The sequence below is a fragment of the Clostridium sp. UBA5119 genome (assembly GCF_002414285.1).
In the GTDB taxonomy this organism is placed as follows: domain Bacteria; phylum Bacillota; class Clostridia; order Clostridiales; family Clostridiaceae; genus Clostridium_J; species Clostridium_J sulfidigenes.
In genome coordinates this window covers 10,083-31,056 of the sequence record NZ_DHYX01000077.1, presented here as the reverse complement: position 1 = coordinate 31,056, position 20,974 = coordinate 10,083, and the positions used below count along the sequence as shown (strand labels likewise).

At 28.0% G+C, this 20,974-nt stretch carries 23 protein-coding genes; 15 read left to right on the top strand and 8 right to left on the bottom strand.

What is annotated here, in order from left to right; genetic code table 11:
* Window positions 1-942, top strand: a 942-nt coding sequence (locus B2671_RS12080; RefSeq protein ID WP_346870649.1) for a glutamate--tRNA ligase family protein, incomplete at its 5' end; no start/stop codon positions are given.
* 34 nt (window positions 943-976) lie between these two features.
* On the opposite strand, the gene B2671_RS12075 is transcribed toward B2671_RS12080, so the two are convergent.
* Window positions 977-1,612, bottom strand: coding sequence for a DNA-3-methyladenine glycosylase (locus B2671_RS12075; RefSeq protein WP_346870648.1), 636 nt, complete (start codon window positions 1,610-1,612; stop codon window positions 977-979).
* A 237-nt stretch (window positions 1,613-1,849) separates the two neighbouring features.
* Between B2671_RS12075 and B2671_RS12070 the strand changes: the two genes are divergently transcribed.
* Both B2671_RS12070 and B2671_RS12065 read left to right on the top strand, forming a co-directional pair.
* Window positions 1,850-2,638 (top strand): SDR family oxidoreductase, encoded by a 789-nt coding sequence (locus tag B2671_RS12070; protein ID WP_346870647.1) that lies wholly within the window; start codon window positions 1,850-1,852, stop codon window positions 2,636-2,638.
* Between the two features lie 80 nt (window positions 2,639-2,718).
* Window positions 2,719-4,272, top strand: coding sequence for a methyl-accepting chemotaxis protein (locus B2671_RS12065; protein WP_346870646.1), 1,554 nt, complete (start codon window positions 2,719-2,721; stop codon window positions 4,270-4,272).
* 26 nt (window positions 4,273-4,298) lie between these two features.
* Here the strand turns inward: B2671_RS12065 and B2671_RS12060 are convergent, their stop codons facing one another.
* Both B2671_RS12060 and B2671_RS12055 read right to left on the bottom strand, forming a co-directional pair.
* Window positions 4,299-4,544 (bottom strand): TIGR03905 family TSCPD domain-containing protein, encoded by a 246-nt coding sequence (locus tag B2671_RS12060; protein ID WP_346870645.1) that lies wholly within the window; start codon window positions 4,542-4,544, stop codon window positions 4,299-4,301.
* A gap of 127 nt (window positions 4,545-4,671) precedes the next feature.
* Window positions 4,672-5,391, bottom strand: a complete 720-nt coding sequence (locus B2671_RS12055) for a lysophospholipid acyltransferase family protein (RefSeq protein WP_346870644.1) — start codon at window positions 5,389-5,391, stop codon at window positions 4,672-4,674.
* 187 nt (window positions 5,392-5,578) lie between these two features.
* On the opposite strand from B2671_RS12055, the gene B2671_RS12050 reads away from it, so the two are divergent.
* Window positions 5,579-5,752, top strand: coding sequence for a hypothetical protein (locus B2671_RS12050; RefSeq protein ID WP_346870643.1), 174 nt, complete (start codon window positions 5,579-5,581; stop codon window positions 5,750-5,752).
* 74 nt (window positions 5,753-5,826) lie between these two features.
* On the top strand, window positions 5,827-6,306 hold the full coding sequence (locus B2671_RS12045; protein WP_422653240.1) for an isochorismatase family cysteine hydrolase: 480 nt from the start codon (window positions 5,827-5,829) through the stop codon (window positions 6,304-6,306).
* A gap of 124 nt (window positions 6,307-6,430) precedes the next feature.
* Here B2671_RS12045 and B2671_RS12040 read toward each other — a convergent pair whose 3' ends face one another.
* The 4 genes from B2671_RS12040 to B2671_RS12025 all read right to left on the bottom strand — a co-directional run bounded on the left by B2671_RS12040 (window position 6,431) and on the right by B2671_RS12025 (window position 10,328).
* Window positions 6,431-7,195, bottom strand: coding sequence for an alpha/beta hydrolase family protein (locus B2671_RS12040; protein ID WP_346870641.1), 765 nt, complete (start codon window positions 7,193-7,195; stop codon window positions 6,431-6,433).
* 240 nt (window positions 7,196-7,435) lie between these two features.
* Window positions 7,436-8,767 (bottom strand): YjiH family protein, encoded by a 1,332-nt coding sequence (locus tag B2671_RS12035; protein ID WP_346870657.1) that lies wholly within the window; start codon window positions 8,765-8,767, stop codon window positions 7,436-7,438.
* 433 nt (window positions 8,768-9,200) lie between these two features.
* Window positions 9,201-9,449, bottom strand: coding sequence for a DUF1540 domain-containing protein (locus B2671_RS12030; RefSeq protein ID WP_346870640.1), 249 nt, complete (start codon window positions 9,447-9,449; stop codon window positions 9,201-9,203).
* Window positions 9,450-9,494: 45 nt separating this feature from the next.
* Window positions 9,495-10,328 (bottom strand): PHP domain-containing protein, encoded by an 834-nt coding sequence (locus B2671_RS12025; protein ID WP_346870639.1) that lies wholly within the window; start codon window positions 10,326-10,328, stop codon window positions 9,495-9,497.
* A gap of 228 nt (window positions 10,329-10,556) precedes the next feature.
* Here B2671_RS12025 and B2671_RS12020 point away from each other — a divergent pair, with 228 nt between their 5' ends.
* Both B2671_RS12020 and B2671_RS12015 read left to right on the top strand, forming a co-directional pair.
* Window positions 10,557-10,934 carry a PadR family transcriptional regulator gene (locus B2671_RS12020; RefSeq protein ID WP_346870638.1) on the top strand — a complete coding sequence of 126 codons (378 nt, stop codon included), beginning with the start codon at window positions 10,557-10,559 and terminating at the stop codon, window positions 10,932-10,934.
* Window positions 10,935-11,044: 110 nt separating this feature from the next.
* Window positions 11,045-11,605: an N-acetylmuramoyl-L-alanine amidase gene (locus B2671_RS12015; protein ID WP_346870637.1), complete on the top strand. Its 561-nt coding sequence runs from the start codon at window positions 11,045-11,047 to the stop codon at window positions 11,603-11,605.
* Window positions 11,606-11,712: 107 nt separating this feature from the next.
* Here B2671_RS12015 and B2671_RS12010 read toward each other — a convergent pair whose 3' ends face one another.
* The gene (locus tag B2671_RS12010) at window positions 11,713-12,816 is read right to left on the bottom strand and encodes an iron-containing alcohol dehydrogenase family protein (protein ID WP_346870636.1); all 1,104 of its coding nucleotides are present in this window, start codon (window positions 12,814-12,816) and stop codon (window positions 11,713-11,715) included.
* 189 nt (window positions 12,817-13,005) lie between these two features.
* Here B2671_RS12010 and B2671_RS12005 point away from each other — a divergent pair, with 189 nt between their 5' ends.
* The 8 genes from B2671_RS12005 to ispH all read left to right on the top strand — a co-directional run.
* Window positions 13,006-13,158 carry a hypothetical protein gene (locus B2671_RS12005; protein WP_167403023.1) on the top strand — a complete coding sequence of 51 codons (153 nt, stop codon included), beginning with the start codon at window positions 13,006-13,008 and terminating at the stop codon, window positions 13,156-13,158.
* A 136-nt stretch (window positions 13,159-13,294) separates the two neighbouring features.
* Window positions 13,295-14,023, top strand: a complete 729-nt coding sequence (locus tag B2671_RS12000; protein ID WP_346870635.1) for a pseudouridine synthase — start codon at window positions 13,295-13,297, stop codon at window positions 14,021-14,023.
* The gene (locus B2671_RS11995) at window positions 14,016-14,558 is read left to right on the top strand and encodes a class I SAM-dependent methyltransferase (protein WP_346870634.1); all 543 of its coding nucleotides are present in this window, start codon (window positions 14,016-14,018) and stop codon (window positions 14,556-14,558) included. Before B2671_RS12000 ends, B2671_RS11995 begins: the two co-directional genes overlap by 8 nt.
* A 216-nt stretch (window positions 14,559-14,774) precedes the next feature.
* Window positions 14,775-15,662, top strand: a complete 888-nt coding sequence (locus tag B2671_RS11990) for a MurR/RpiR family transcriptional regulator (RefSeq protein ID WP_346870633.1) — start codon at window positions 14,775-14,777, stop codon at window positions 15,660-15,662.
* 244 nt (window positions 15,663-15,906) lie between these two features.
* The gene (gene gdhA, locus B2671_RS11985; RefSeq protein ID WP_346870632.1) at window positions 15,907-17,259 is read left to right on the top strand and encodes an NADP-specific glutamate dehydrogenase; all 1,353 of its coding nucleotides are present in this window, start codon (window positions 15,907-15,909) and stop codon (window positions 17,257-17,259) included.
* Between the two features lie 233 nt (window positions 17,260-17,492).
* Window positions 17,493-18,710, top strand: coding sequence for an NAD(P)/FAD-dependent oxidoreductase (locus tag B2671_RS11980; RefSeq protein WP_346870631.1), 1,218 nt, complete (start codon window positions 17,493-17,495; stop codon window positions 18,708-18,710).
* Between the two features lie 95 nt (window positions 18,711-18,805).
* The gene (gene cmk, locus B2671_RS11975) at window positions 18,806-19,468 is read left to right on the top strand and encodes a (d)CMP kinase (protein WP_346870630.1); all 663 of its coding nucleotides are present in this window, start codon (window positions 18,806-18,808) and stop codon (window positions 19,466-19,468) included.
* 58 nt (window positions 19,469-19,526) lie between these two features.
* A partial coding sequence (gene ispH / locus B2671_RS11970) for a 4-hydroxy-3-methylbut-2-enyl diphosphate reductase (RefSeq protein ID WP_346870629.1) occupies window positions 19,527-20,974 on the top strand: 1,448 nt, incomplete at its 3' end.

Below are 20,974 nucleotides of genomic sequence, written 5' to 3'. Positions count from 1 at the left end.
GCTATTGATGATGCGCTCATGGGAACTACTACTGTAATTAGGGGCGAAGAATGGTTATCATCTCTTCCAATTCATATTCAACTTTTTGATGTTCTTGGATTTGATAGACCTGAATATGCACATACTCCTACAATAATGAAGTTAGATGGAGATTCTAAAAGAAAACTATCTAAGAGAAAAGATCCTGAAAGTGCAGTAAGTTATTATGATGAAGAAGGATATCCTGTGATATCTGTTATAGAATATTTACTTAATATAATAAATTCTACTTTTGAACAGTGGAGAGAAGAAAATCCATTATCTGATTATCATGAATTTAGAGTATATCTAGATAAGATGAGTAAAAGTGGTGCTTTATTTGATATTGTAAAATTAAGTGACGTAAGTAAAAATGTAATTTGCAAGTTAAAGGCTGATGTGGTATATGACTACTTTATAAATTGGGCTAAGAATTATGATAAGGAAATGTATGACATAGTAACTAACAATGAATTAATGTGTAAAGAAATATTTAATATTGATAAAGAAGGACCAAAACCTAGAAAGGATTTTGCTAAATGGAATGATGTTAAGGAAAAAATATTTTTCTTCTTTGATGAATTATTCAACAGTACTTCAGAAGAAATAGAATTTCCTAAGAATATTGATTTAGCAGAAGCTAAAAGGGTAATAGAAGCTTATGCTAAGGCATATAATTTTAATACTGATAAGGATACTTGGTTTGAAGATTTAAAAGTAGTAGCTGTAGAATTAGGGTACGCTACAGATAGAAAAGCCTTTAAGAAAAACCCTGAAAATTACAAAGGTATGGTTTCAGATGTAGCTGGATGTGTAAGAACAGCATTAACTTATAGAAATAATACACCAGACCTTTATACTATTATGCAAATAATGGGAGAAGAAACAGTAAGAAATAGATTTAATAAATTTTTAAAACTATAATTAGAAATATAGATAAAAAATCATCTCTGTAATTTTATAGAGATGATTTTTTATCTATAACTGAAACATATTTATTACCTTCAATATAGTACCTCCAAAGAAAATCTTTTGCCTCTTCAGCGTAATCAATGCCAATCCTTTTAGAATATACAATTTTGAAATCTTTAAAATCGTCAGCATATAAGGATAATTCCTCACTTAATATAGAATGGGTATTTAAAGATTTGTCTATATTAAGGGCTATACATAGTTTTCCAGGACCAGAAGTGAGATTTAATATTTCGCGGGGCTTAAGCTTAGTAAAAGGTTTATTAAATCTGTTTTCACTCATAACTTCAATACCTTCTATTGGTTCAATGGCACGAATTAAGACTCCTTGAGGATCGTCTTCATAACCGGTTACTATATTCATGCAGTTATACATTCCATATATTTTATATACGTAGGCTATACCAGCACTTTTAAATAAAGGTTCCGTTCTAGTGGTTTTCTTATAGTTATAGGCGTGAGAAGCTTTATCAAATTTTCCCACATAAGCCTCAGTTTCTACAATTCTACCAGTGAGCTTATATCCCATATAATTCCTTACTATTATTTTACCTAAGAGGTCCTCGGCAACTTCTCTTGCGTCCCTACGAAAAAAATCAAGGGAAAGGTTTTTAAATTTCATAAATATCCTCCATATTTATTTTACAAATGTAATATTTAATCTTTTATACTATATAGTTTAGGTTAAAATTGCTTAGATTATTTATAATATATCTATATAAAGATAAAATATCTAGTAATTTTCATTTAATTGAATTAAAATTTGAATTAATAATTTAAATCTGCATTATATATATGAAAAAATAAATATTAACTATTTTATGATAGTATAGTTTGAATTTTCAGGGAGGGATTATATATGAAAATTAAAAGAGAAACAGCGTTAATTACTGGAGCTTCGTCTGGAATTGGATATGAGCTTAGTAAAATCTTTGCTCAAAATGGCTATAATTTAATTTTAGTTGCTAGAAGAATTGAAGTTTTAAGAAGGATTAAAGAGGAGCTATCAAAGATTTATGGAATAGAAGTTATTATAATTGAGAAGGATTTATCTAAATCTCATAGTGGAAATGAGATTTTTAATGAAATTATAAATTTAGATATAAGTATAGATGTACTAATAAATAATGCTGGTGTAGGTTATTGTGGTCTATTTCATGAAATTAATATGGAAAGTCATGGTTTAGTAATACAAACTAATATGGTTGCTTTAACGGAGATTACATATTTAATTTCTAATCAAATGATTAAAAATGGGGGTGGAAAAATCCTAAATGTGGCATCTACTGGTGCATATCAACCAGGACCGTATACTGCAGTATATTATGCATCAAAAGCTTATGTACTATCTTTAACGGAAGCTTTATCAATAGAACTTAAAAAGTATAATATTCAGGTAAGTGGACTTTGTCCAGGAACTACAAAAACAGATTTTCATCAAAGAGCTGGCAAAAGAGAATTAAGAGGAGCAATGTCGCCTAAATTAGTAGCTGAAATAGGGTATAAAGAATTTATAAAAGGAAAAAGTATAATTATACCTGGGATTAAAAATAAAATTGCTATAGGAATATCTAGAGTTTTACCTAGAAAACTATTGGGAAAAACTGTTGGATGTATCCAAAATTCAGTTATTCTACTTAATAAGTAATATTTTTATAGGAAATGTATTGAGAATAATGTATAATTATATATTATATGGATTTAATTTCATATAGAGGGGGTGAAAATTTGAAAACACAAGATATATTTTGGGGTATAATAGGAATTCTTATTGTGACTTTAATCATAGTTTCTATATTTAATATAAGAATTAGAAGTTCATTAAGAAGGCTAACTAATGAAATGGAGAAAATTGCTCAAGGTGATTTAACAAAGAAACTAAAGGCAAACAAAATTAAAATAATAAAAGAACTAATTGTTTATTCCAATGACTTTATGATAAAGGTTAGAAGGCTTATAGGAAAATCTACAGAAATTAGTGATAGAATACTTGTAAACTGTGATGTCTTAAATAAAGATATGAAAAATATGGAGTTACATGTGGTTGAAAATGTAGAATCTATTACCACCATATCGGATGATATGAATAATCAGGTTGATAAAGTTGTATCTGTTAGAAGTGATATAGAAAGTATTGTTTTAAATCATGGAACTATGGTTAGAAATTCTCATAGCGTAGAAAAAACAGCTATGTTAATGATGGAATCTGTAAGTGAAAGCAAGAGTGAGTTTGATAAACTTATTAATAAGATGGAAAAATCACTATGTTTGGAAAAGGAACTCTCTCTTAGGATAAAAGCCTTAGAAATTGGTGCACAAAAAATTCAAGATATATCTGATACTGTAAAAGAAATAAGTGGTACTACCAATTTATTATCTTTAAATGCATCCATAGAAGCTGCAAGAGCAGGAGAAGCTGGAAGAGGTTTTTCTGTAGTGGCTGAGGAAATAAGAAAGTTGGCAGAAATGTCATCTGTACAAGCAGATGAAATTCAAAAGATAACAGATAATGTTCAAAAAGATATATATGAATTTGGATCTATAATGGAAGAAGACTTATCAGTTATAAAAGAATCTATTTCATACGCTGAGAAAAATAGTGAAAATTTTAAATCTATATCTAGTTCAAGTATGAATACATTAAGCTCTATACAAGAAATAAATAAAGCTATTGAGGAACAAAATGTAAATTTAAGGAATATAGAACTATCTATAAATAGTATTTCTAATTTTGTTTCTAAAACTACCATTCATGTACAAAATACAGCAGAAAGTTCTAAGGCTCAACTTAAGGTAGTAAAGCGTGTTTCTGATAATATTAAAGAAGTTGTAAATATGAATAAAGATATGAAGCTTATAATATCATCTTTTGCACAAAATTATATTTTAGATGAAGATACTGAAAAATATATAAATAATGCTAAAAATATTTTGAATATTGTTGCAAAAGAAGGCGCAATAATTTCTTTAGAAGAAACTAAGTGTAATAAAACATTAAAAGAATTTGTGAAAAAATATCCGTTCTTTTATCTACTATCAGTTATGGATATAAATGGAGATACTAAAGGGATAACCCTTGAGGGAAACAGGGAAGAGTTATATTGTAATTATTCTCATAGACCATACTTTAAAGAATCCATTAAAGGATTAGTATATAAGTCAGAGCCATACATATCTTCTGATACTGATGGATATTGTATAGCTCTTTCAGTACCTATAAAGAATAATAGTGGACAAGTGGTAGGTATTGTAATGGGAGATTTGGTATTAGAAAAAAATTAAAATGAAGCTATCNNGATAGCTTCATTTTAATTTTTAGTTTTATAGATTTCTAAAGCTCTTGCTAATTGATCTGGACAGGAGGTATATTTTGAACCGCACTGGATTCCTTTTAGTCTTGATATAACTTCATTGATATCCATGCCTTCTATTAAACTAGAAATACCTAATAGATTACCGTCACAACCTCCTATAAAGCTTACATTTTTTATTTTATTTTCAACTACGTCAAAGTTAATTTCTTTTGAGCAAACTCCTAAAGTAACATATTTCATTTATTATTTCCTCCTATGCAAACTTACATACTATTTGATAATACTGTAATAAGGTTAATATTTCAATATTATCAAATGATTATTTTAAAATTAAATAGATGATTTTGAAATAATTAAAAATGTTAAACTAATTATAAAGTTTACTAGCTATTATTTCTTTAACCACAGTAGGAAGTTTTTCTTGTTCTTCTTTAGATAAATTTTTAGTTTCAATAGGAGGATGAATAAATAAATCTACATTAGCAGCCTTAATTCTATTGTTATTAGCTTCCATAAGTTTATAAGAACCATTTATAGTTATAGGTACAATAGGTGCATTAGATTTAGTTGCCAGTTTAAAGCTACCAGCTTTAAATTCACCTAGAGGACCACCCTTACTTCTAGTACCTTCTGGGAATATAACTAGTGAATGACCAGCTTTAATTATTTTTACCCCTTCAATTATAGCAGCAGCAGATTTTCTAAGATTACTTCTATCCATAAATACACAGTGAATATATTGCATCCAGGTTCTAACTATAGGTATTTTTAAAGTTTCAACTTTAGCAATAAAACCTTTTGGTTTATTAATATAACTCATTAATAGTGGAATATCAAAATTTCCTTGATGATTACTAATAAACACTACAGGAATATTAGATGGAATATTATCTTCACCATAAACAGATACTGTTGCTCCGCTATATTTAAGCTGCGACATAGCCCACTTTGATGTTACTTTATGTATATAAGCTTCCATTTCTTCAGTTTTTCTTTGTTTCTCTAAATAATTAACTTTATACATTGGTCCAATTTTGGTCAAAAGACTAATGGCAAAATGACCAAACCAAATAATTGTTTTAAACATAATAAATCCTCCATTATAATAACGTATATTAGTAATTATAGTACAGAGTGTTAATTTAATAAAGGATAAAAAACCTCATATTAAGGTAATTGTAAAGTTTTAGTTTATTATTCAGTAAAAGTTTAAACAATTTATATGAAGAAAGTGGTATAATCCAATATAAGATAATATAGAAAGGGTGATATCTATGACTTTAAAACATATAGACATAAAAAATAAATTTAAAAATCTTGAATTAGAACAATTAGAAAAACATAATGAAAAATTATCTTCAGCATTAGTTGCTGGTGTAGTTATTGCTGCTATTGGAATTGGATACAAGGTAACTAAAACTATTATGAAGGTAAAAGGTAAAAAATAGTGTAACTTAATGTCCATAAAATTTAAATTTAAAGCTTATAGGAAGTGAATTAAGTGTATGAGATATTAAAGGAGATGGAAAAAGCATTAATAGATTTAGAATCTATTAATTTAAAGGATTTGAAAGAGGAAAATACAGCAATAATAGTAGTTGATATGGTTAGGGGTTTTTATGATGTAGGACCTTTGGCGTCTTCTAGGGTGAAGAATATAATAAGCCCTTTAGTGAAGCTAAATGATAAAACTACAGGTTATAAAAAAATATTCTTTATAGATTTTCATGAAGAATACTCTAGTGAGTTTAATGCATATCCACCTCACTGTATAGCTAATACAGTAGAATCAGAGTTAATAGAAGAACTAAAGGTTTATACAAAGAATAATAAAATTATAAAGAAGAATAGTACTAATGGATTTCATACTAAAGAATTTCAACAATGGCTTAAAGAAAATTCTAGCATTAATAACTTTATAGTTACAGGTGTTTGTACAGATATATGTGTAGAAACCTTAGCTATATCCTTAATAACCTACTTCAATGAANNAAACTTATGATTTAGGAATACATAATGGAGATTTGATGAATTTAATAAGTTTATACAAGATGAAAATAAATGGTATAAATATAGTTAAGTATATAGAATAATAAAAATGAGTGGACAATTCCACTCATTTTTACTTACAAATAAGTATCAAACCATTGAAGAGCTTCAGAAACTATAGCCTCTGTTATATAATGGTTTAGTCTGTCGTAGGTTTTCATATCTACTAAATCTTTATTTTGATAGTGATGTTTTATTGCATTAAAGAAAGCAATCTCACTTTTAATTGGCACTAAAGCATCCTTATCCCCGTGAAGTAAAAGAAGAGGAGTATTATTAAAATTATTAATATTATTTATAGGGCTATAGGAAGATAGTTCATTTAAGCTTTTATCTATATAATCCTTATTATCTTTATACTGATCCCCAATTATTTCTAAAGTTGCTTCAACCCAAGCACCAGAGCTATTCATAATTACTCCAGCCTTAATGCATTTATTATGAGCAATGATACCAGAAGTAATCATTCCTCCCATGGAATGACCAGAAACTCCAATTCTGTGTTCATCTATATTGTAGTTAGATTTAATATAATCAAGAATAAAACTGAATTCTTTTACAGATGATAACACCGTTGGCCAAAACTTAGTTAATCCACTTTCACCTTGCCAATAATCTATGGTTCCACGATCACCATGATTTATTGAATCAGGTATAACTACCATATATCCATTGCAAGCTAAGAAACTCCCTAGGTTTTTATGAACATCTTTATTAGAGCTCCATCCATGATAAAAGAATATTACAGGAAGTTTTTCAGTAAAATTTTTAGGATAGATTATAAGAGTAGATATATTTTCTATATTTACTTTTTTTATACTGATTAAATTATTAATCCACATTGTCATGCCTCCTTTAAGATTCCCCAATTATAATAGAGTATATATTATTTTAAAAAAAATTAATGCTTTTTATTTTACTTATAAATTACATTATACATAAATTATTATAATTTTAAAAGATAATTACCATTACTATTGAATAGGCTAATATTAAAAATTAAAGAAAACAGACCATATTGAATTAATAAAATATGATCTGCTTTTCTTTAAAATAAATATAACTAGATATTAGAAATTATTTTAGAATATGAAGTGAGCAATAATTGAAATTATAGGAAGAGTTATTAAAGTTCTTTCTATAAATATTATGAATAATTCTTTTATATTAACAGGTATTTNNCTTATAAGCTGGGTTATAGAAGTTGCAGCTATAATAAATCTTGTCATATCACTTTGAATTCCACCTGACATTATAGATGGTAATAGCATGTCTGCGAATCCAGCTACTAATGTGCTAGAAGCTGCTGTAGCTTCAGGAATTTGTAGAAGTTTTAAAATTGGTATAAAGGGTAAACCAAGAATTTGAAATAATGGTGTATATTCTGCTATCATTAGTGCTATAGTTCCTACAGCCATAACTACAGGAATTACACCAAACCACATATCTATAACATTTAATGTTCCTTTAGCAAATACATCTTTTTTTAAGGATGAAGATTTGGCTTTATCTAGTGCTTTCTCTAACCCAAATTTAAAAGGTGTATAACCTTCAGGAAGAAGGTTTTCCATAGAATTATTTGCATTATTATAGTATATATCTTTTTTTCTAGATAGTGGAGGTATTTTAGGCACTAATATAGCAGCCACTAAACCAGCGAAGGTAACTGATAGATAGAAGGGTAAAAACATATGACTAAGACCAACAGTATCAATTACAACCAAGCTAAAAGTTATTGACACTAAAGAAAAGGTTGTACCAATTACACAGGCCTCTCTTTCAGTATAATACCCATCAACATATTGTTTGCTTGTTAAAAGAACACCAATAGTACCATCTCCAAGCCAAGATGCAATACAATCTATTGCAGCAGAACCAGGTAGATTAAAAATTGGTCTCATTATCTTTACTAGGAGAGAGCCTACAAATTCTAAAAGTCCGAAATTAAGAAGAAGAGGTAGAAATAATCCGGCAAATAAAAATACTGAAAAGAGTATAGGGAGTAAATCGGATAAGATCATTCCTCCTGTATTTTCTGACCAAATTACTTTAGGCCCTATTTTAAAGATTGTACATATTATGAATATTCCACCTAAAACTCTGATAATAAACCAAATATTATTTACATTAAAAAGAGAATTTAAAAAATTATTTTTAATAATAAATTTAGGCTTAAATACTTTAGTTACTATTGTAAAAAATGCAGTTACAACTATTATGGTTGTTATTATGTATGGAAGTGATTGGCCAAGAGCTTCTTGAACATAGGTTGATAAAGTTGCAACAGGTATAACTACTTCTTCTCCTTTAGTAATTGGAATCATAAATAAGAAGATACCTAAAGAAGATAATATAAGAAATTTAATTACAGCTAATATATATGAATAATTTTTATTATTTGCTGAAGTAGACACTTTATTATTTTTGCTGTCCATTTATATACATCCTTTCCTTAATGAATTTATGTATAATTATACATAAGCTTTCCCCATAATGCAACATAATTATACATAAATATTATATTTAAACTTAAAAAAATATTATATTTTTTCAATAAAATGTAAAAAGATATGGCAATTTGTATGATAGCTTTTGATTATAAAATATTAAGTTTAAATTAAACATACATAAGAGAGCCAAATGAAAAGATATATACTAATTTATTTTTTAGCTATAGAAATTAATAATTATTAATGAATTAGTTGCATAAAAATAATAAGTGTAAGTAATAATTATACTTAATTTATTACTACTTACACTTATTTAAAGGAAAATATTTAGTTAGGATTATATTGAAAGTTGGCACATAAGGTCTCTTCATTAGTAGATGAGGTATAACCAGAAATATCAATAGAGTTTGCAGTGNNATTTAAGTTTTTTATTATAAATACATTGTTCAGCCCTGCAATTTACATTAGAATAAGGAGTATTTATACTTATAGAATTTGTTAATGCACTTGATTTTTTTATAAAGTTTTCACAATTTGTACCATCAGGTTGATAGGTATTGGAACCCCCAATGGTTATTTGATTTAAATTACAGTAGTTGGAATTATTATGTACACAGTTATGAACTGAACATTGAAGTAAAACCATTTTATCTCCTCCGAAAATAATTTTACTTTAGTATACCTAATTATTCTAATTTTTATACATAATCATAAACTTCTTAAAATCTTCCTCACTAAGAAACATATCTCCGATGTTACCGTGTTTAGTATCATCTTTAGAAATTCCATGAAAATCAGAACCACAAGTTATTATCATATCCCTTGATTTAGCTAAGGATATAAATTCATCGGTTTCTCTTTTAAAGTTTTGATAATATAGTGCTTCAATACCATGAAAATCATAATTTAATATATTTTTAATAGGTGTTTTTTTTATAAGTTTAGGATGTGCTAAAATTACTATGCAATTATATTTTTTTAGAAGTCCAATTCCTTCTGGTATGGATATGTGTTTATTAGGAATATAGGCAGGGCTATCATCTCCTATAAATTTTTCGAATATATGGTGGAAATCAAAGGGATATCCAGCATTTACTATGGCTTGTGCTATATGAGGTCTAGCTATAACACCATTACTAATTTTTAAAACATCATCTACATTTATTTTAATATTAAAGTATTTATCTAAATTTTTAACTATAGATGAAGCTCTAGTTTCCCTGTTTTTCTTTAAATTATTAAGAAATTTTATTAAGGATTCATCTTTAAAATCATTCCCCCTAAAATATCCCAAAATATGTATGCTTTCTCCATTGTGATTACAACTTAACTCAATTCCAGGAATAAAATTAAGAGAAATTTCATTAGCTTTATTTAAAGCTTCATTAATACCTTCAGTGGTATCGTGATCTGTTATAGATAAAAGTTCAACATTTTTATTTTTAGCAATTTCCACTACTTGAGAAGGGGAGAACCTCCCATCTGATGCAGTTGTATGACAGTGAAACTCTGCTATAATATTCATAAATATCTCCTTCCTTTGTATAGTAAATAGATATAATAATATAGATTTATTATATCTTAAGTGTAGTATTATTTATACTATATAAGTCGATTCTATAAGTTGAAAGAAAATTTTAAAGATATTACTACAAATAAATTATTATATCATAAAAATAATTGTCATAATTGAAATGAAGCTATATAATAAAATCACAATGAAAAATATTTAATAAATTTAAAGGAGATAAAAATGAAAGGTGAAACGAGAAAAAGAATTGCAACATTAGATAATAGAATAAATACTACAAAGCTTGTAAAATTATATATACTACATTATTTAATATATGAAAATAGTGAGGAATATGGATTGGAAATAGTAAATTATATAAATAAAAACTTTACTAAGGTTTCTAATGGTTTGGTGTATCCACTTCTTAGAGATTTGGAGGAAAATTTATATCTTACAGCTAAATGGGAAGATTTTGATAGAAAAAATAAACGTTTATATAAAATTACTGATGAAGGTATAGAACACTATAAAAAAATAAAGGTAGATTATTTTCATGCCATAGAATACAATATTTCTATTTATAATAATGTTTTAAGTCAAATTTATATGAAACAATAGGATAAGTGTTATAGTATTATTCAAAGATGGCTTATTCCTATTATTAATCACATATGTAATATTAAAGAATATTATATATTAAGAGATTAATTAATGGGAGGCTTTAAATTATGTATAAGATAACCTTAGACCCTGGGCATGGTGGAAGTGATCCAGGAGGCGTTTATGGTGATCTAATAGAAAAAGATATTACACTAACTATAGCTGTAGAATGTGAGAAAGAGCTACTTAGACATGGAATAAAAGTTCAAATGACAAGATATACTGATAAATATCTAGGACTTTCTCAAAGAACTACCATGGCAAATAATAATATGTCAGATTATTTTATTTCTATCCATTGTAATGTAGGTGGAGGAGATAGAGGTGAAATAATTTATTCTATATATAATGGTAAAGGTTTAGAACTTACAAACAAAATTAGCGATGAAATTATGAATATTGGTCAGGTACAAATTAAAACTTATAATAGAATGAATAAAAGTGGAAGAGATTATTTTCCTTTGATAAGAGACACTGTTATGGATGCAATTATTATCAAATGTGCTTTTATAGATAATGAAGAAGATAATAAGGTAATTAGTACTATTGAAAATCAAAAGAGATTTGGAAAAGCTATAGCGAAAGGTATTCTTTCTCAACTAGATATTGATTGTAATGACATGGATTAAGTTGATAATGTTAATTTATGTAATTTAAAAAAATAAATATTAAGCGAATACTTATAAATGAAGAAAATATTAGACCCATTAGTATATTAATTCTAATGGGTCTAATATTATTTTATACTTTTTATATAAATACTAAGTATATCCTCATAGGTTAATGGATAGGGATGATTTTTAAGTTTTGCTTTATTAGAATTCATATAAGAAGCATAACTTTTTAATTCATCAAGGGTTATTTTCAAATCCTTTGAAAATATATCATATATAAAGTTTCCAAACTCATCTACACTTGAGAAGTTCAATAAAGATATGATTTTATCTACTTTATCCTTAGCATTGTTTGAGTATATTTTAAGGTATTCTTTTAAAAGAATACCATTAGCATTACCATGAGGTACATTATGATAATAAGTTAATGGATATCCCATTCCATGAGGAATAGATGTACCGCTTTGTGAAATTACCATACCAGCAATGGAAGATGCTATTAACAAATTTTCACGTATTTCAAAGGAAATGCTTTCTGAAGATATATATGAAATACACTCACTAAATATCTTTAAACCACTTTCTGCAAGAGCGTTGCTAAAGTAGTTAGCATTAGTAGATAAATATCCTTCTATTAAATGTGAAAGGGCATCTATGGAAGTATTTATTGTCACATTTTTAGGTGTATCCATCAAGTAAGTAGCATCTAAAAATGATACTACAGGAAAAATTTTAGGGCAAATACCTCTTTTATTTTTAATATTATGATCTGTTAATATAGAGTATGGGGTAGTTTCTGTGCCAGTCCCAGCAGTGGTAGGAACTGCAACGATTGGAAGAGAATTAAGAGCGGAATTTGTAAATAAATCTTCAGTAGTGGCTTGTGAATTAAAAAGAAGTACTCCTGCAGCTTTAGATGCATCGATAGGTGAACCTCCACCTATTCCAATAATAAAATCGATACATTTATCTTCACCAAAAAATTTTATTTTATTAATTGTTTCTGTAGATGGATTTTCTTCTACATCATCAAAGATATGATAATCTATATTGTTTTCTTTTAAAGAATTTACCACATGATTTAAAGAACCATTAGTTTTAGAAGAATGTTTACCAGTCACTATTAAAGCAGTACTTCCTAAAGAATTCATTATACTACCGTAATTTGATATTGCATTTTTTTCACATATGATCTTTGTTGGCATAAAAAATATTGGATTACTCAAAATTGTATTCCTCCTTAAAGTTAATTATAATATTAAAATTTTATCTCATATTTTAATATAGCATCTATTACAAATTTTCTCAATTCATTAGAAAATATGACTTTATTATAAGTTTTTATTTGTAAGATCTATTATTATTGAATATTAAAATTAATTTTGAAAATAATAGTTAATAGGGAGGTGAGCTTTATGGCTAAGAATAAGCAGAATAAACCTAAGAAATCTTCCAATAAGATGAATGGTGAATTAACTTCTATGAATGACAAATCAAATGACAGTAGAAATTCTAAAACAGGATATATGGAACAGCAACCTAATTCTCACTTAAATCAATTTAAATAAGTCTAGGTTATACTTAAACCGATAACACTACAAAATATTAATATGTAGAGTTATCGGTTTATTGTTTAATTAGATTGATTTTTTTATTAATAAAAATTATAATTCTTTTTATTAGAGTTATGAAGGGAAGTTTAAAATGGAAGAGAGATTACAAAAATATATGGCTAGATGTGGTGTTGCTTCTAGAAGAAAATGTGAAGAAATAATATTATCTAATAGAGTTAAAGTTGATGGGAATATAGTAAGGGAATTAGGAACAAAAATTGACTCTAGAGTTAGTGAAGTTAGATTAGATGATAAAGTAATAAAACCAGAAGAAAAAAAGATATATGTAGCGCTGAATAAGCCTACAGGATATATATCATCTGTAAAGGATGATAGAGGTAGAAAAACTTTATTGGATATTGTAAAGGTAGATGAAAGAATATATCCTATTGGAAGGTTGGATTATGACACTTCTGGATTAATTCTTTTAACTAATGATGGTGAAGTTTATAACAATGTAATGCACCCGAGAGTTTCTATTAATAAAACTTATATAGCTATAGTAAGAGGAATAATCAATAATGATGAAATACATAAATTTGAAAAAGGAATTAATATTGGGGATTATATTACTGCACCGGGAAGATGTGAAGTGGTAGAAAAATATAAAAATAGTTGTGAAGTTGCTATAACTATCCATGAGGGGAAAAATAGACAAGTGAGAAGAATGTGTGAAGCAATTGGACATCCAGTTGTAAGTTTAAAGAGAGTTTCAATTGGTGAAATAAAATTAGATATCGGATTAAAAGAAGGTCAATGGAGATACCTAAGTGAAATAGAAATACAATACCTAAAGAATGGAGGAGATAAAAATGTTTAAATACTTGGGAAATATAACAGATTTATCTCACTATATAATTGAAAATTTTGTGGTGGATAAAAATATAGCGATAGATGAGACTCTTGGGAATGGTGGAGATTGTGATTTTCTAAGTGAGAGCTTTAAAAAAGTTTATGCATTTGATATTCAATCAGTAGCAATAGAAGAATATAAGAAAAAGAACAAAAATAATGTAAAACTCATTTGTGATTCTCATGAAAATATAGAAAAACATATAACTGAAGAAGTAGATGTAGCCATATATAATTTAGGTTTTCTACCCGGTGGCGACAAATCAATAACTACGGAGGCTGAATCTACACTAAAAAGTATTAAAAGAACTTTAAAAATATTAAAAAATGGAGGTTTTGCCATTATATCAGTATATATTGGTCATAATGAAGGTCTTCGTGAAAGTGAACAGATACTAAAATATGCAAGTTCTCTACCGAAAGATAAGTATGGAGTAATGATTCATAAAGTTATAAACAGGAGTGAAAGGGCTCCGTATTTATTAGTCATTGAAAAGAAGTGATTCCTCTAAAGTAGTGATTTTACAATACTTAATGCGGAATTTTAAACCATGTTATAAGTTTATGATTATCTCTTATATAGGAAAATTTTCATAAAATTAATAATCATAGAAGTTTTATGTTGAAGGATAATCCATACTGTGTTAATATGAAGTATATAATTCATTTTTCAGTAAAATGAATTATATACTTTATAATCTTTTAAAAGGAGTTAAGTGATGGAAAATAATAATACTGATTTAATGAGAATGATACAAACTAAATTTTCAAGGTTAAGTAAAGGGCAGAAGTTAATAGCTGAATATATTTTAAAGCATTATGATAAAGCAGCATTTATGACTGCAGCGAAGCTTGGAGCAAGCGTTGGTGTGGGTGAATCAACGGTAGTTAGATTTGCTAATCAATTAGGTTATGAAGGATATCCTGAACTCCAGAAGGCGTTGCAAGAACTTATAAAAAACAAACTTACCACAGCTCAAAGAATAGAATTGTCTAACGATTTTATTATTCCTAATAACGCTTTAAAAGGAGTATTAAAATCAGATATAGAAAATATTAGAGCAACAATGGAAAAAATAAATTATGAGGCTTTTGAAAGTACAGTTAATAGTATTTTAAACTCTAAGAAAATTTATATTGTAGGATTAAGAAGTTCCGCTGCATTGGCAGACTTTTTAGGATTTTATTTAAATTTAATATTAGACAATGTAAAAATCGTATCTTACGGAATGAGTGATATTTTTGAACAGATGCTAACATTAGGTGAAGGAGATTGTGTCATTGGTATAGGTTTCCCACGTTATGCTATGAGAACTGTTGAAACCCTTAATTATGCAAAGTCAAGGGGAGCTGATGTTGTTGCAATTACAGATAGCGTTTTATCTCCATTAGCAACTAAAGCTGATTATGTACTAATAGCTGAAAGTAATATGGCCTCCTTTGTTGATTCTTTAGTGGCACCATTAAGTGTTATTAACGCCCTTATTATAGCTGTAGGATTGAAGGAAAAGGATAAAATATCTAAAACATTTACGGAACTTGAGCAAGTATGGCAAGAATATCAAATTTATTCTTACAAAACAAATAAGGATATTAACAAGTTCTAATTTTTATGTCTAAATTTTTATAAAATTATGTTGATTTATAGATAAAAGTATTCTATTATGTAGATAAAGACATGTAATCGTTTTTAATATTTGCAATAAATCTGTTAAAATGTTTTTAAAAAAGAAGGAAAAAAAGCGAATACATAGAATATATATTACATGTAAAGATTTACTTCAGTGTGTTATCATACAAAAAGTAAATTATATAAATAATTTTGTTTAAATTTTAGGAGGTATTGATACTATGGATACTAAAGCTTATATTGAGCAAGTATTAGAAAACGTGAAAAAAAGAAACAGCGCTGAACCAGAATTTATACAAGCTGTTGAAGAGGTTTTAAACTCTATAGGGCCTGTACTTGACAAGCACCCAGAATATGTAGAGTCTAACCTATTAGAAAGATTCTGTGAGCCTGAAAGACAAATAATGTTTAAAGTATCTTGGAAAGATGACAATGGTAAAACTCAAGTAAATAGAGGATTTAGAGTGCAATTTAATGGAGCTATAGGACCTTACAAAGGTGGATTAAGATTCCATCCATCTGTTTACTTAGGAATTATCAAATTCCTAGGATTTGAACAAATTCTTAAAAATGCATTAACTGGACTTCCAATAGGTGGAGGTAAAGGTGGTTCAGACTTTGATCCAAGAGGTAAGTCTGATGCTGAAATCATGAGATTCTGTCAAGCGTTTATGACTGAATTGCAAAGACACATCGGACCAGATGTGGACGTTCCAGCTGGAGATATCGGTGTAGGTGGAAGAGAAATCGGATACTTATATGGTCAATATAGAAGAATTAGAGGAGCTTTCGAAAATGGAGTTTTAACTGGAAAAGGGTTAACTTATGGTGGAAGTTTAGTAAGACCAGAAGCAACAGGATTTGGAGTTACTTACTTCTGCGAAGAAATGCTTAAACATGAGGGAACTGATTTCAAAGGAAAAACAGTTGCAGTTTCAGGATTCGGTAACGTTGCTTGGGGAGCATGCCGAAAGGTTGCTGATTTAGGTGGTAAAGTTGTTACTTTATCTGGACCAGATGGTTACATCTATGATAAAGATGGAATAACTACGCCAGAGAAAATTAACTACTTAGTTGAAATGAGAAATTCAGGTAGAGATAAAGTTCAAGATTATGCTGATAAATTTGGATGCGAATTCTTCCCAGGACAAAAACCATGGGGTGTTAAAGTTGACATCATAATGCCTTGCGCAACTCAAAATGATATTCATATAGAACATGCAAAACAAATCGTTGCTAATGGAATTAAATTTGTATGTGAAGCTGCAAATATGCCATGTACAAACGAAGCGGTTGAATACTTCTTAGCTAATGGATTAATAGTTGGACCTGCTAAAGCTGCTAATGCTGGTGGAGTTGCTACTTCTGCATTAGAAATGGCACAAAACAGTATGAGAATATCTTGGACAGCTGAAGAGGTGGACCAAAAACTTCATCAAATAATGGTAACAATCCATAAAAATGCTATGGATGCAGCTGAACAATGTGGATTTGGATACAACTTAGTTGCTGGTGCTAATATTGCTGGATTTATGAAAGTTGCTGAAGCAATGCATGCTCAAGGAGATATTTAATATTAAATTAAAATAGTTTTAATATTAAAGGAGGGAATTTTTAAATTCTCTCCTTTTTCATGTGATATGACAAAGATTTTAGTTTTAAATGTAATTTATTATAATTAAACTCCACTAATAAACGTAGAATAAAATTTTAGTTAACAAAATAAATTCATTGAATAATTAGGAATTTTATATTAAATTATAATATAGGAATATATTTAAAATAAAACAGAAGAGATGGTGATTTTTTGGCACAAGTAGTAGTTGTAGGTGGAGGTCCAGCTGGAATGATGGCTGCAATAGCAGCAAGTAAAAACAATAAGGTTATATTAATAGAAAAGAATAATAAACTTGGCAAAAAACTGTTTATTACTGGGAAAGGTAGATGTAATGTAACTAATAATAAGGATATTAGTGAGTTTTTTGATTATATTCCAACTAATCCTCATTTTCTATATAGTGCTCTTTATACATTTACCAATGAGGATACTATTAAGTTTTTTAATGAAAGAGGAGTTGAACTTAAAGTAGAGAGAGGGGATAGAGTTTTTCCTAATTCAGATAAATCTTCAGATATTATAAAAGCCTTTGAAAAAACTTTAATGGAGAAAAATATTGAAATTAAACTTGGAATTGCTGTAAAAGAATTAAAAGTTGAAAATAATAAGATTACTTCAGTAATCCTTGATAATGATGATTATATAGAATGTGATAATATAATCTTAGCTACTGGCGGGGCTTCATATCCTCAAACTGGATCTAATGGTGATGGGTTTAGATTTTGCAAAAATTTGGGTCATAATGTAGTGTCTATAAAACCGTCCTTAGTACCAATTGAAATTAGTGAAGCTTGGGTAAAAGACCTTCAAGGTTTATCACTAAGAAATGTACAACTTACATTATTAGATAAGAACAATAAAATTATTTTTAAAGATCAAGGTGAAATGTTATTTACTCACTTTGGAATTTCTGGTCCATTATGTCTTAGTGCAAGTAGTTTAATAAAACCAAGCAAAAAGTATAAGATTGTATTAAATCTTAAGCCTGCACTTAGCGAAAAAGAGTTAGATTTAAGAATACAAAAGGATTTTTTAAAGTATAATAATAAGGACTTTAAGAATGCATTAAATGATTTATTTCCACAAAAATTAATTCCCATTATTATTAATTTAAGTAAAATACCAGAAAATCAAAAGGTAAATAGTATTACAAAAGAACAACGTAGGTTTTTTCTAAATCTTATTTCAAATCTTACGATGGATGTAAGAGGATTAAGGTCTATAGATGAAGCAATAGTTACATCTGGAGGTATTGATACAAAAGAAATTGATCCGTCTACAATGAAATCTAAGGTGGTTTCTAACCTGAGTTTTGCTGGAGAAGTAATAGATGTAGATGCCTATACTGGAGGTTATAATGTACAGATTGCTATTTCTACAGGTTTTATAGCAGGAAGTAAGATATAAATATACAAGTAAAGTTATTATTGAGAAATTTATAGTTTTAAAATATGTATTTAAATTATAGATTGATAGTAACTATATAACTGAGGAGTGATACTATGAAAATATCAATAGCTATTGATGGTCCTGCTGGAGCAGGAAAAAGTACTATAGCTAAATTAATAGGAGAAAAATATAATTTAATGTACATAAATACTGGGTCTATGTACAGAGCAGTTACTTTATTTGCAATGAGAAAGGGTATTGAACCTAATCAAGTAGGTGATTTATGTAAACTTATAGATACTTTGAAGATGTATTTTAATAATGATAACTTATTTGTTAATGATATAGATGTGACTGATGAGTTAAGGAGTATTGAAGTTACTAATAATGTGTCGAGATATGCATCTATACTAGAAGTTAGACAAAAGCTAGTTGAAATGCAGCAAGAAATAGCTAAAAATTACAATGTAATAATGGATGGTAGGGATATAGGTACAGTAGTACTTAAAAATGCAACCTTAAAAATATTCTTGACAGCTAGGGCAGAAGAAAGAGCTAAACGTAGGTATGATGAGCTTATAGCCAAGAATGTAAAAGTAGATTATAATAATATATTAGAGGATATAAAAAAAAGAGATTACATTGATTCAAATAGAGAAGTAGATCCTTTAAGAAAAGCTGAAGATGCTATAGAAATTGATACTTCTACGATGGGTATAAGTGAAGTAGTAGATGCCATATCTAAGTACATATCATATATAAATGTAGATAAATAGTCATGTATAATTTAAATTAATTTATTTTATAGTAAATGGTATTAGAGGTGAGGATAATATGGCTGAAGTAACTCTTGCAAATAAAGCAGGTTTTTGTTTTGGAGTAAAGAGAGCAGTTGAAGAGACTATAAGATTGAGAGAAAAATATGATAAGGATATATACACACTAGGACCATTAATCCATAATAATGATGTTGTGAAAAGCTTACAGGAAAAAGGTATTCATTCTATAACTCTTGAAGAAGCATATAATCTTAAAAAAAATGATGTTGTAGTAATAAGATCTCATGGTGTTGGTAAAAATGTATTTGACCATTTAAGAAGGAATAATGTTATAATAGAAAATGGGACTTGTCCATATGTGAGAAATATACAACAAAAAGTTGAGGAGTATTATAGCAAAGGATATAATATAATTATTGTTGGAGATGATAAGCATCCAGAGGTCATAGGAATTAATGGGTGGTGCAATGATACAGCTATTATATCTAAGGATGGAGAAAACATAGATGCAATTAGGGGTAAGGTATGTGTAGTTTCTCAAACTACAGAAAAGCAAGGTAATTGGGAAAAGGTTTTGAACAGGGTAATATCATTAGCTAAAGAAATAGTAGCTTTTAACACTATCTGTAATGCCACAGAAGAAAGACAAGAATCAGCGAATAAACTTTCTAAAAAGGTTGATTTAATGATAGTTTTAGGTGGGTATAATAGTTCAAATACTACAAAGCTTTATGAAATTTGCAAAAAAAATTGTGAAAATACTTATCATGTAGAAAAAGTAGATTCTTCACTTTTAAATATGATAGGGAATGAAAATATAAATAAAATTGGAATTACTGCTGGGGCGTCAACTCCAGAGTACGTAATTGAGGAGGCTATTAGTAAAATGAAAAAACAAAACGATATAAGTCAAGAGGATATGGACCTTTATGATAAATATTTTAAGGATACTAGCAACATATCTGTAGGAAGTATTCTAGAAGGTGAAGTATTTAAAGTAAATGAAAAAGAAGCATATTTAACTATAGGTACAAAAACTGAGGCTATAGTAACAGCAGAGGAATACTCTAGAGAAAATGGCACTCCTTTAAATCAACAAATTAAAGTTGGAGATGTTGTTAAAGCAAAAGTAATAAATAGAAAAAATTCTGATGGATTAGTTGTATTATCAAGAACTGAGGTTTTAAGAGCTGAACAACAACAAGTGTTAAAGGCTGCTTTTGATAATGGAGAGATAATAAATGTTCAAGTTAAACAAGAAGTAAAAGGTGGACTTGTAGCTTTATTTGAAGGAGAAAGAGTATTTATACCAGCATCTCATATAGAATTAAGTAGAGTTAGTGATTTGTCTAAGTATATAGGACAAAATTTTGATATAAAACTTATAGAATATTCTAGAGAAAGAAATAGAGTTAAAATAGTTGGTTCAAGAAGAGAACTTTTAGAGAAGGAGAATGAAGTTAAAAAAGCTACTACATGGTCTTCTTTAGAAAAGGGTATGGT

Bases quoted from the DNA above. Each gene is read 5' to 3' on its own strand.
- B2671_RS11995 (WP_346870634.1), top strand. From the start codon at position 14,016: ATGTTTAAATACTTGGGAAATATAACAGATTTATCTCACTATATAATT.
- B2671_RS12015 (WP_346870637.1), top strand. From the start codon at position 11,045: ATGTATAAGATAACCTTAGACCCTGGGCATGGTGGAAGTGATCCAGGA.
- B2671_RS12050 (WP_346870643.1), top strand. From the start codon at position 5,579: ATGACTTTAAAACATATAGACATAAAAAATAAATTTAAAAATCTTGAA.
- B2671_RS12005 (WP_167403023.1), top strand. From the start codon at position 13,006: ATGGCTAAGAATAAGCAGAATAAACCTAAGAAATCTTCCAATAAGATG.
- cmk (WP_346870630.1), top strand. From the start codon at position 18,806: ATGAAAATATCAATAGCTATTGATGGTCCTGCTGGAGCAGGAAAAAGT.
- B2671_RS12020 (WP_346870638.1), top strand. From the start codon at position 10,557: ATGAAAGGTGAAACGAGAAAAAGAATTGCAACATTAGATAATAGAATA.
- B2671_RS12055 (WP_346870644.1), bottom strand. From the start codon at position 5,391: ATGTTTAAAACAATTATTTGGTTTGGTCATTTTGCCATTAGTCTTTTG.
- B2671_RS12040 (WP_346870641.1), bottom strand. From the start codon at position 7,195: ATGTGGATTAATAATTTAATCAGTATAAAAAAAGTAAATATAGAAAAT.
- B2671_RS12000 (WP_346870635.1), top strand. From the start codon at position 13,295: ATGGAAGAGAGATTACAAAAATATATGGCTAGATGTGGTGTTGCTTCT.
- B2671_RS12070 (WP_346870647.1), top strand. From the start codon at position 1,850: ATGAAAATTAAAAGAGAAACAGCGTTAATTACTGGAGCTTCGTCTGGA.
- B2671_RS12025 (WP_346870639.1), bottom strand. From the start codon at position 10,328: ATGAATATTATAGCAGAGTTTCACTGTCATACAACTGCATCAGATGGG.
- B2671_RS12075 (WP_346870648.1), bottom strand. From the start codon at position 1,612: ATGAAATTTAAAAACCTTTCCCTTGATTTTTTTCGTAGGGACGCAAGA.
- B2671_RS11990 (WP_346870633.1), top strand. From the start codon at position 14,775: ATGGAAAATAATAATACTGATTTAATGAGAATGATACAAACTAAATTT.
- gdhA (WP_346870632.1), top strand. From the start codon at position 15,907: ATGGATACTAAAGCTTATATTGAGCAAGTATTAGAAAACGTGAAAAAA.
- B2671_RS12060 (WP_346870645.1), bottom strand. From the start codon at position 4,544: ATGAAATATGTTACTTTAGGAGTTTGCTCAAAAGAAATTAACTTTGAC.